Source organism: Paenibacillus sp. HW567 (assembly GCF_000374185.1).
Classification (GTDB): Bacteria; Bacillota; Bacilli; order Paenibacillales; family Paenibacillaceae; genus Paenibacillus_AQ.
Genome location: NZ_KB910518.1, coordinates 4,302,286 through 4,314,830 on the forward strand (window position 1 = coordinate 4,302,286; position 12,545 = coordinate 4,314,830).

Here is a 12,545-nt window from a genome sequence, read left to right on the forward strand (position 1 = left end):
TTAACTCATGGAATGTAGAGCCGACTCGCCAACTGATTGGCTAATTGTGTGAAGCCTTGAACCACTTTTCTTAATGCTGCTGCTTTCCATAGCAGTCCGTCATACTCAAGCTGAACGATAATTCCCTCTTTAGGGCTGATCTCCCATGTCCAGAGCGCATTGAACGGGAAGGCCAAGCTGGGGGCCACAGATGAGGTCAGCGGGAACAGCAGGAACAGATTTTTCTCATCCTTCTTCTCTACCCGGGTGCTTTCTGCCAGTAAACGTTGATTCTGAATAGCACTGAGCTTTTCTTTAATCTGTATGAAAAGCGAATCAAAGTCTTCCAGTCCCGAGAAATCAATGCACGCCTGATGTACCCCGTTATTGCCATCCAGAAGAGCAATTTCAATCATTTCTTCGCGTGATATCTGATTTAAGACATAGAACAAAAGCGACAGGATGACCTCTTCCGTCCTCATCTCATGGGAATCGGCGATATGGAAAAGACTCTGCGCCGTTGCCGGTTCCAGCTCTAGCCTCAGCTTCATCTGCTCATTCCTGTCATTAGCTGTCAGATAGTATCCCGAAGGCATTTGCACTCCCTTAAGCAGGAAGGAGGTATCTGGACTAATCTTCATTTCAATGAAGCCGGCCAGGCGTTCAACCGTAGGATGCGAAAAAATATCGGCTACCTGGAGCGGTATGCCAAAAGCTTCCCTCAATTGCTCCTGCAGCAAAACCACAGTAATTGAAGTACCGCCAAGGTCAAAATAAGAATCGGTGATGCTGATAGTCTCTTTATGCAGCAGCTTCCGCCATATCGAGCTGATCTGCTTCTCCGCCTCCGACACCGGTTCCTTAAATACCTTCGCAGACACCAGAAGCTTTTGCTGCATCGTCCGCAGTTTTTTCTTATCAATTTTCTGATTGGCACTCAGCGGGACTTCATCAATGATGAAATATTGCGTCGGGATCATGTAGGACGGCAACCTTTCCAGCAGATAACTTTTCAGTTCATTGATATCGACCGCTTCCGGTCCTGCGGGAACCATGTAGCTGGTTATAGACTTCTTATCGCTGGTCTCCGGTTCCGATTCGAGAACCACAACGTTGTCTTTGATCCCCGGATAAGCGGCAATAACTGCCCGGATCTCTGACAGCTCAATGCGAAACCCTCTGATCTTCACCTGGTCATCCATTCTGCCCTCGCATTGGAGGCTGCCATCCGGCAAGAAACGTGCGATGTCACCTGTTCTGTACATCTTGGCAGACAACGAGCTGAAACGATTGTCTACAAAGTTCTCCGCCGTTAACTGCGGATGGTTAACATACCCGTCTGCCACCCCGGCTCCACCGATATACATCTCTCCGTAAACGCCTAAGGGCACCGGGTTTTTGTCCGGATCCAGAATGTAAATCTGTGTATTGTCAATCGGCTTTCCGATCGGGATATGTCCGGCATCGGTGATCTCGGCAACGGATGACCAGATCGTTGTTTCTGTAGGCCCATACATATTCCACAGCGAGCCTACTTTGGGAAGCAGCTCCCCGGCCACATCCTGCGGTAAGCTTTCCCCTCCGCACAACGCCTTCAACCGGCTGCTGCCGGCATATCCGGACAGCAGCAGCAGCTTCCACGTAGCCGGTGTAGCCTGCATAACCGTAATTCCGTGAGTTGCGAGCAACTGGCCCAGAATTCTGCCATCGGCCGCTTCCCGGTTTGTCGCTAGGACAACGAGCGCTCCCGAGATCAGCGGCAGAAATAATTCCAGACCAAAAATATCAAACGAAAGGGTTGTTACCGATAACAGCTTATCCTCCGCTGTCATCCCGGGCTTTTTCCGCATGGAGAGCAGGAAATTCGTCAATGCGCGATGCGGGATCTTCACCCCCTTCGGCTGGCCGGTGGAACCGGAAGTAAAGATAATATAGGCTGTTTGTGAAGCCTCCACTCCGCTGGTCAGGTTGTCTGATGACTCCTGTGAAATTGCCTTTCGCTCCCGGTCCAGCATTATCACTCTCCGGCATTGCAGCTCCGCTTGCCCTGTTATAGTACTGGCGGACAGCATGATTGCCAGCCCAGCCTCCTCCTTAATGTGAAGAATCCGCTGGATTGGAGTGCTGGGATCTATCGGCACATAACAGCCCCCCGCCTTCAACACAGCGAGTATGGCGACAGCCGCATCCGGTGAGCGCTCCATGTATATCCCAACCGGAGTTCCCGGGGTAACGCCGTTCTTTTGCAAATAATGAGCCAACTGATTTACAGACTGGTTAAGCTCCAGATAACTCATTGCGGTGAATCCCGCGGCAACGGCAATTTTCTCCGGACGCTCCTCCGCCTGCCGCTCGAATAACGAAATGATATTTTGCCCAGGCTCTACAATGCTTTGTGTCTGATTAAAACCATGCAGAATCTGTTGCTCTTCAATATCTGTCAACATCGCAATTTCGGTCAGCGGTCTGGCAGGCTCGTTCAGCACCCGTTGCATGAGATGCGCAAAAAAACCGGCAAACCGCTGCATCGTCTCTTTCGTCAGCACTGTGCTGCTGTACTCAATTTCACAGCCGATTTGCGGCCCTTCATCCCAAGCGGTAAATCTGATCGTGAACATCGCTGTCTTGTGTCTGTACAACGAGGTAATCTCCCGCACACCGCCGATTTGATAGGTCTTATCGTATACGTCCCGATAGCTGAACATCGTTTCAAACAATGGATTACGGCTCAAGTCCTGTTCCAGGTCCAAGCTGCCTATCAGCTCTTCGAATGGATACTCCTGATGATCCAGAGCAGAGGATAACCTCATCTTGACCTCTTGCAGAAATTCCGCAAAGGAAGCCTGGGCTTCCATGGCCAGCTTCAACGCAACCGTGTCTACAAATGGGCCGATGGCATTTTCCAAATCCGTATGCTTTCTCCCCGATACCGGGGTGCCGATGATAACCATGTTCTGCTGGCATAGCTTAAAAAGAACCACTGCATACAACGCCAGCAGCCCCATATTTAAGGTTACGCCCTCTGTCTTCAGCATTTGCTTAAACCGTCTGCTTGTGTGGGCATCCACATCAAACCGGATAAAGTCGCCCTCATAGCTTTGAATGAGAGGCGGCTTGAAATCGAGCGGCAACTGCAGCTTCGTTTCACCCGCCCCGTCCGAGAATTGATCCAGCCAATATTGCCGGTGGCTTGCAAACGCTGGAGTGTCTTTCATTTCCGATTGCCACACTGCGTAATCCTTAAATTGCACAGGCAATACGCTCAAATCCCGGCCTTCATAAAAGGCAAGGAAATCATTAATCAGCAACCGGTACGACATCTCATCCGATACGAGATGATGCATGTCGATCAGCAAAATACGCTTGTCGCTCAAGTAGCCCACACGCAGCAGTGGAGCCTTCTCCAAGTCAAACGGACGAATAAATCCAGCGATTATCTCATCCATGCCGCCTTCGCGCCCGTCCAGCTCTTCGATGGAGAATGCAACATTCTGTTGAACCGTTTGAACGACTTCTTCTCCGGCAAAGCCGAAGGAAGTTCGTAGGATTTCGTGCCGCTGCCAAATCTTCTGGAAGATTTGGCGGAGCAGGCCGATATCAATATCGCTGTCCAGTTGATAGATCCCCGGATTGTTGTATACCGTCGTCATGGGATGCATCTTTTGCAAGAAATACACACGTTTCTGAACAGAGGTCAGCGGATAATAATCTCTAATTGCAGCAGGTCCGACTCTGTCCGGCACGCTTGGCATGGTTTGCTCCATATAGCTGCTGATGCCGGCTACAGTCGGGTGATTGATAAAATACGCCATCGGGATATGCTCATTCCATTGCTTTTGGACCCTTGCCAGAATTGAGAGGGCCATGATTGAATCTCCTCCCAATTCAAACAGGCTATCCTCAATGCCGATCGGTTGTACCCCGAACTGCGCTTCCCATAGCTGTGCGATCTCCCGTTCCCGCTCATTTCGCGGTGAGGCATACTCCGTTGTCAAGCTGGGCCGTTCAAATATCTCTCCATCAGGCTGACGATGAGAAAAACTTTCTGCTCCCTCATAATCTAGAAGTAACCCAGCCTGCTCATGAACCCGGACCCTTTCGTTCATATCAAAGGCAGAAATGATTACCTGAGGCAAAGCGAGACTCCCAATCCGCGACAAAATCTGCAGACCTTCTTCTTCTGTAATCGCTTGCTCCAGTTCCGATCCAGTCAGTTCCTTATGCAAAGCTTCGACCCTTCTCGACATTCCGGTCTGTCGCCAGCGCTCCCAATTGATTGACAAGACAGGAAACCCGGAATTATGCGCATGGGCATAAAATGCAAAGGCGTCAAGGAATGCATTGGCTGCACAATATCCCGCTTGCCCAACTGCGGGAAGATATGCGCTCAGCGATGAGCACAAAATAAAAAAGTCTAAGGGTTTCCCCCGCAGTGCCTCATACAACAACAGCGTACCGTCTACCTTAGCCGCCAGCATGTTTTTGGAACTTTCCCGTGTGGAGCGTTGTATGAATTCACCATCTGCCACTCCGGCAGCATGGATCACCCCCGTCAGCGCTCCCATCGTACGCTCAATCTGTGCCAGCAACGCTTGAACCTGAGCCGGATCGCTGATATCAGCCTGGAGAATATGAAGGGTGCCCCCGGAATTCTCTATTTCCTTTAACTGATGAATCTCCTTGGCAAGATGAGGAGCGCTCCAGCCTGCCCATTCTTCTTTTGGAGGAAATGGCGTACGTCCTACCAAGACCAGCTCCACCTTGGCTTGCCGTGCCAAAAACCCGGCAACAGCAAGGCCGATACCGCCAAGTCCTCCTGTAATCAAGTACCGTCCGTCCGGTTGAATCTTCATGGCATGATGGGCATCGAATGCCGCCGCATTATAGGCTGGTACCCAAAAGCTATTGTTTCTAACAGCCACAACGCCCTCCCACTTCGCCGCTGCAAGCTGAGGGACAAGTACATCGCTGAGATGGTCCCAACCGGAGTCGTCTTGCATCAGCTCCAAGTCAAAAAAGCTGCAGCGCAGGGCGGGATATTCAAGCGGAATGACTTTTACAGGTCCCAGCATGGTGGCCTTATGCGGAAATACACCGTCGCCCCCCATCACTTCACAGACACCATTGGAGATTACTTTCAGTTCAAGCGGATGCTCACAGTACTGCTGTACGCACGCTTTGGCAATCGCAAGCAAGCTATAATAGCCATCGTCGAGACAATTATCCGGGACAAGAGAATGAACTTCCTTCTGCTGAAACGATAAACTCCATAAATGAATAATTTCATCCGGGATAAATGAAGCGGCATACAGTTCGTGGAACAGCCATTCGTAATCCTCGTCCCGGGCCGGATTGATTACAAGCTCGTCTGCACTCCATTTGGCACGCTGCTCTCCCTTATAGACCACAACGCTTCCTTCACTGACCGACTTCCATTTCCGGGCCATGCGGTGACCTGTGGCACTTGGGTCACAAAAAATAAGCCTGCGCCTCTCAGGCATGGCTTGAGAGGCGGGGGCCGAATTGACCGGCGTGTGCCGTTTCCAGGAAGGGAGATAATACCAATCCTCTATATTTTTGCGGTTCATACGATAGGATTGACTGCCAGCCCGGCCTGGAAATGAGGGCTCCTCCAGCCAGAATTTCTTCCGCAGGAACGCATATGTCGGCAGCGGTATGCGTCTGCCCCGCGGGCTGAATGTGCTCCAATCCGCCGAATAGCCATATTGCCACAGCTTGCCGATCCGGTCATACAAATGCTGCTGCTCCGAAACCTTGCTGCTGCCAATCGGGATGAGGTTGAGCACCTGTATACGGGGATCGGAACCAAACGTTCGTTTGACCAATGCGCTTAGATCATGCCCTGGTCCAATCTCGATAAAGAGGGTGCGTTTATCGGCCAAATGCTGGATCGCTTTCACGAATGAAACCTTTTCCTTCAACTGATCAATCCAGTACTGGCTTGCGGCAAGTTCCTCTGTCCCGGCCCAGTCTCCGGTCACACTGGACATAAACCGGAGCTTCACCGGCTGGAACTGCACCGACTCTATAGCCGCCCGATAGTCATCCAGAATGGATTCCACTCTGGACGTATGAATTACCTTGGAGAAGGGGAGCGGCGTGCAGACACATTTGCTCTGCTTCAGCTTCTCTTCCAGCTCAAGCACCAAATTGACGGGGCCGCCTACCACGCAAGATACCTGATTATCAATTGCGACCTCAAGCGAGTCGCCTAACAGAGGCAGAACCTTACCCAGCGGGAGCGGAATGCTGAGCATCATTCCATCCGGCAGCCGCTGAAAGAGCTGACCCCGTCTGAGAATCAATGGGATGGCCTGCTCCAGTGTCAACAGCCCGGAAATCACACCGGCGATATATTCACCGAGACTGTATCCAACCACAGCATCCGGCTTGATTCCCCATTCCATGAGCAAGCCTGCGAGCGCGTATCCAAAAATAAAAAGGATGACCTGGCTATGGTCCAGCCGGGCCATCCATTCCCGCGCCTGCTCTGCCTCTTCGCCGCTTGGAAACAGGATGGCGTGATAGTCTGTTTCCGAATGCATCCGCAGAACCGCGAAGCATTGATCCAGATACCTGCGGAATATCGGCTCGTTGTGATATAGCTCTCTTCCCATATTGACATATTGGGCGCCCTGCCCCGGGAACATGAACACAATTTGCTCAGGTGCTTCACCCGCCCGGTACACCTGCGGCTGCCGGACACCTTGCTTGCGTAAGCCCTCGATCAGTTGTTTACTGTCCCGGCAGACGATTTGCTTGCGGAATTCGAAGGATTTCCTGCCTGCTTGCAGGGTATAGGCAACATCCCGAATACTGATATCCGGATGCTCCTCCAAATGATGCGCCAGATTCTCTGTCATGTTCTCCAGAGATTCCATACTCTGCGCGGAAAGTAAGATGAGCTGCGGCTGTATATCCTCCTCCACTTCCTCCTGGGACTCCGGCGCTTGCTCCAATACCAGATGTGCATTCATCCCCCCCACACCGAAGGAGCTGACTCCCGCCCGCATTGGATAGGAGGACAGCGGCCAATTCAGCAGCTTGGTATTGATTGCAAACGGATATTTTTCCATTTCCAGAATCGGGTTACCCTTTGAAAAATTAATCATTGGCGGAATCTGCCTGTGCTTCAGTGCCAGCACGGTTTTCATAAATCCCGCTACCCCGGAAGCGGCGTCTAAATGTCCAATATTGTTCTTGACGGAACCCAACAGGCAAGACGACTGCCTGGTATGAAAAATTTGCCGAAGCGCCGTAAACTCGATGGAATCGCCAAGCTGAGTTCCGGTGCCATGCGTCTCGATGTAGGCAATGCTTTCCGGTTCGACCTCAGAGATCTGCAGCGCGCTCTTTATCACTTCCCGCTGTCCTTCTACACTTGGTGCCATATAACCCGCTTTACGGTTCCCGTCGTTGTTGGTCGCGCTGCCCTTGATAACCGCCCATATGTGATCCTTATCCGCAAGCGCATTTTCCAAAGGCTTCAGTACAACCACGCCGGTTCCGTTCCCGAACAAAATGCCTGATGCCTGTTCATCAAATGCCCGGATATGCCCATCTTTGGACAGGAAATGACCTTCTTGATATAAATATCCGCTTCGATGCGGAATTAAGATCGAGCTTCCGCCTGCAATCGCCATATCACATTCCCCGCTCAGCAGACTCCGGCACGCCGCGTGAATCGCCGTAAGCGATGTGGAGCAGGCTGTGGCGATTGTCATACTCGGCCCTCTTAGATTGAACTTGTAGGCGATCCGGGAGGCCAGAAAATCCTTATTGCTCAACTGAATTTCCGAAAAGACGTCCCGGTGCTCACCTTCATAGGAATAGACTCTCGCATTCCAGTTGTAGTTGCTGGAGGCCCCGGCAAACACGCCAATCAAACCGGGATAAGTATCGGGAACGTACCCTGCGTCCTCCAACGATTCCCAGGCCACCTCATGAAACAGCCGAACCTGCGGGTCCATCACCAGAGCATCTTTGGGGCTGTAGCCAAAAAATCGTTCATCAAAATACTCAAACCGGTCAAGAACCGATCCAGCTTTTACATAGTTCTCATTATTTAGGAACTCAGCGCTGACGCCTTCACGCCTTAGCTCCTCATCCGTAAAAACGGTAACCGATTCCAGTCCGTCCTTCAGATTATTCCAGAATTGTTCGCGGTTGTCTGCTCCCGGAAATCGGCATGCCAAGCCAATCACCGCTATCTCCAATCCGTTGTAATGTGATGGATCAGCCATTTTGAAGCTCCCTTCCTTTGTTCCGCAGCATTTTTAGTTTATCCATCCCTCTATGGACGATCTCGGTACGGTCAAACGCCTGAGCACTGCGTGCTTCCTGTTCTTCGCCCTTCAGGTAACCCGCCAGTTTCCTGATCGTCGGATATTCATACCAGGAGGAAATCAGGATAGGTCTGTTGATATACTGCTGGATGGAGTCATTCATGCCGACAATGTCGATAGAAGTAATTCCTGCATCAAAAAAGTTCTCGTCCGCCCCCATGTTGGCAAGGCCTGTTGCATCCTTTATCCTCTCCCGCAATAGCTGTTCAATGGACAGCTCTTTGCTGCTTTCCCATTTGCCGCGCGGTTCGTTATTCCGCGAATGGTTCACCCACAAAGCGAGCCTCGGTTCAAGCTCTGTAGCCGAAACCACAATATGCTCCGTCTTGTTTATAATCTGGAACAGAGACTTCATGATCGCTCCGCCTTCGGCCGGGTGAATGAACTGATCCATGCGTTCATTAACGGTTGTGCCGCCCGGCTTAGCGGAAGCTGAGAAGTTCCATGCATCCCAATCTACAGCCATCCACCTGGTCCGGCTCTGCTGTTGATTCATCATCTGAACAAAGCTATTCATGAATTGGTTGGCAGCCGTATAGGCGGTTAATCCGATTCCGCCAAGAATCGTGGAAATTGATGAATTAACCATACAGTATTCTATTTCTGTCCCACGAATCACCCGCTCAAGAATGATAAGTCCCCTCATCTTTGCCTCAAACTCGGCTTCGCACATTTCCCGGGTAATGTTGGATATTGAGTTGTGGAAGAAATCGTTTACGACAGTACCTGCCGAATAGATAACTCCCTGTATTCTGCCATGTGTACGCTCTATGTCTGTAAACAGCTCGTTCATCCGCTTCTCATCGCTTACCTGCACTTGATAAAGATATACCTGTGCTCCCCGTTCCTGAATTTCCATTATTTTGCGGATCTTTTGATTGATGCGGTCGGTCTCGGGATACAGGGCAAGCCGTTCTTGCCACTCCGACTCTGGCGGGAAGACGGCTCTTCCAGTTAGAATAAGGGTCCCCGCACCTTGTTCGGCCAAAGCCTTGGCCGCAGTCAGACCAATATCGCCTAATCCTCCAAGGATCAAATGCACTCCGCTCGGCTTCTGTGTCAAAGCTATTGAAGCCTCCATCTGCACAGGCTCAAAAGTGCGGACCCATTTCCGTCTGCCTCGGACCGCCAGGAATCTTTCCGGGCCAGGCTTTAAGATTTCTTCCACCAGAAGCGCCACGACCTCATGATCCTGCTTGCCGATATCCTCCCCACCCATTTCTATTAATGCAGTGCGAACGTTTTGCAGCTCTTGGGGAATCACATGTACTGCACCGATTGCCGCTGCATGTGACGGGGTCAAGACCTCATTGCCCATAATGGATTGAAAAGCGGACGTTACGACCGTTAATTGGATTTGCTGGTGAATCTCGATCATGCCAAAGGACTTGCCCATATGCAGCAGACTGTAAAAACCGCCCAGGCTCGGCAAGTATTCCGCGCTGCTCCACATATGAACGATTCTCCATACTGGCTGGACAGTCTGAAATACATCCCGGAACACCTGAAGATAGTGCTCTGCGTTGCCGGGGTCCATTTCGTATTGCCCTGGGTTGAGCTGACCAAAGCGGTTCCCTATTTTTACCGTACACACTTTATTCCCTTGTGCTAACAGGGATTCTTGTATGCCCTGCCCCAATTCGCTGTCATCAATAAACAACAGGAGCGTATCCGCTGTGTTAGTCTCCGGCCTGGAGTCAGGGGAGACAGAATACTGCTTCCAGACCGGACGGTACAACCACTTTTCAGGCGTTTTTTTTCGCGGAGCGGGCTTCGGGACTTGTTCTTTCCTCTCATACCAATATCGTTGCCTGTCAAAAGTATACGTAGGGAGTGTGACACGCTTTCTGCTCTCCTTGAGATAGAACGGCCGCCAATTAACGGTCAAGCCATTCATCCATATCTCTCCTAGCTTTCTGTAAAAGATAGAATCCGCAGGTTCACCGCGAACCTGTTGACGCAGTAAGGAAACTGCGCCCATAACCTCCGTCGCCCCGTCTGTCCCGCTTTCCATGCCTATCTTAATAAGCAGCCTGTCCCCTTGCCCAGGCAGACGGGCCGTTTGGGGCCAGCTAACGTCTTGGCCGCAGGACAGCCAAAATCCCTTACGGCGGAGCATTTCTTCCTCTACCTGAATTCCACCAACAATCATTACCGCTTCCGAAGTCTGGAAGGGCAGCGTCTGCAGCAAAGAAGCCAGCTCGATTTCAAGCAAGGCTTGCTGCTCTCCGGCTGCATTGGACACTCTCTGCATGATAAGGATCATTCGGATCAGATCATTCATGCCGAGCGAGCCGGAGACATATAGCGCCGGAAACACTCCATTTCCCTCCGCAATAAGCACTTCCTTCGGAATGCCCAATGAAATCAAGTAATCGGCAAGCGCACATTGATAGATGAACTGCCCTAGCTCCGTGTACAGGTATTCCTGATGTTCCAGGGGGGAAGCTGCCACAATCCGCGGCAAATCGAGCCCGGACAGCGTGTGGAGAACAAGCTCATCCCTGAAATACGCATCTATAATAGATGCAAAACGTGTTTCTCTTTGATATAATTCATAACCAATTTTCAACATATCACGCTGCTGTGCAGAAAAGGACAAGGCGACAGGCACCTCCTCCCTCCCCTGGCATTCCACTTGGCCTGGACCGGTTCTGAGCCATTGCGCAGCCTCCTCGAGCGAGGAGCTGACAACCATTTGCCGATAAGGAAAATGCTCGCGGCCGGTCTGCAGCGTATAGGCAACATCGGCAGGATGAAGAGTGGGGTGCTTGCCGAAATAATCCGCCATTTTCCTGCACGTATGCTCCAAAGATTGCAGCGTTTTGGCGGAAAACAGAAAGATATGATTCTCTTGTGCCGAGGCCTCTGAAGATAGGGAAGGCGCCTCTTCCAGAATAAGATGTGCATTGGTTCCTCCAATGCCAAAAGAGCTTACCCCTGCCTTCGGTGCAGCACTTACCTCTTTCCAGGGCCGCGAAATGGTGTTCACATAAAAAGGGCTTTCCTCTAAGGAAAGCTTCGGATTGGGTGTTTCATGATTGATGCATAGAGGGATTACCTGGTTTTTCATAGCCAGCGCAGTTTTGATCAGGCCAATGATGCCTGCGGCCGTATCAAGATGACCGATATTCGGCTTGACTGAACCAATCGCGCAAAACTGAGCGGAGCTCTTCTCCGCCTGATACACTTCCTTAAGCGCCTTGATCTCAATGGCATCCCCCAGCTCCGTCCCGGTTCCGTGCGTTTCAATATAGCTGATCTCGCAGGGAGCAACGCCGGCCACACTCAGTGCCTCATGAATCACTTGAGCCTGCCCCACCGGACTTGGCGCTGTGAAACCAATTCTTTGATTTCCGTCGTTGTTGACGGCCGTGCCGCAGATCACAGCCTGAATGTTGTCCCGGTCCCGGACTGCGTCCGCCAATCGCTTTAAGACAACAATTCCGAGGCCATTTCCGAATACAGTCCCCTTGGAGTCCGTATCAAATACACGACAATGACCATCCGGCGATACCATTCCTTCCTTTTGATACATATACCCGGCCCTTTGCTCGCTCCGTATAGTGACTCCGCCCGCTAAGGCGAGATCACATTCTCCGTTCAGCAAGCTTTGACTGGCCAGATGGACTGCTACCAAAGAGGACGAGCAGGCGGTTTGGACATTGACGGAAGGGCCGCTGAGTCCCAGCTTATACGAGACTTTTGACGCTAAGAAATCCTTTTCATTGCCGATTCCAATCTGCACGTGTCCAAGCCTGCCCAGCAATTCGGGATCTGAATACAGGTTCAGCACGTAGGAGCTGATACACGAACTGGCATATACCCCCACCAAATGTTTCTCCAGGTCCTGCACACATCCGGCATCCTCCAGCGCCTCCCAGGCACATTCCAGAAACGCCCGGTGTTGGGGATCGGTAATTTCCGCATCCTTTGCCGTGTAGCGAAAGAAGTCCGCATCAAAATAGTCGGCATTCTCGATAACCGCGCCTCGCTTCACATACTGGGGATGATTCAGAATATCCGCTGAAATGCCGCTTGCGGCCAATTCTTCATCCTTAAATGTCCTGATGGATTCAACACCGTTGACAATCTGATGCCAAAAGTCTGCAGGAGTATCGGCTCCGGGAACACGGCAGGCCATGCCTATGATTGCAATTTTTGACTGCATCGCGTCATCATCCAACAATTCAATCCCTC

General features: G+C 51.3%; 2 protein-coding genes. Both read right to left on the bottom strand.

Annotated elements, in window-relative coordinates:
• Window positions 1–5 precede the first annotated feature (5 nt).
• Window positions 6–8,243 carry a hybrid non-ribosomal peptide synthetase/type I polyketide synthase gene (locus tag B212_RS0119325; protein WP_019912655.1) on the bottom strand — a complete coding sequence of 2,746 codons (8,238 nt, stop codon included), beginning with the start codon at window positions 8,241–8,243 and terminating at the stop codon, window positions 6–8.
• Window positions 8,236–12,534: a beta-ketoacyl synthase N-terminal-like domain-containing protein gene (locus B212_RS33290; protein ID WP_019912656.1), complete on the bottom strand. Its 4,299-nt coding sequence runs from the start codon at window positions 12,532–12,534 to the stop codon at window positions 8,236–8,238. Before B212_RS33290 ends, B212_RS0119325 begins: the two co-directional genes overlap by 8 nt.
• Window positions 12,535–12,545: the final 11 nt, after the last annotated feature.

What these genes read in the sequence shown, in the direction of transcription:
- B212_RS0119325 (WP_019912655.1), bottom strand. Translation starts at nt 8,243, where the DNA reads ATGGCTGATCCATCACATTACAACGGATTGGAGATAGCGGTGATTGGC.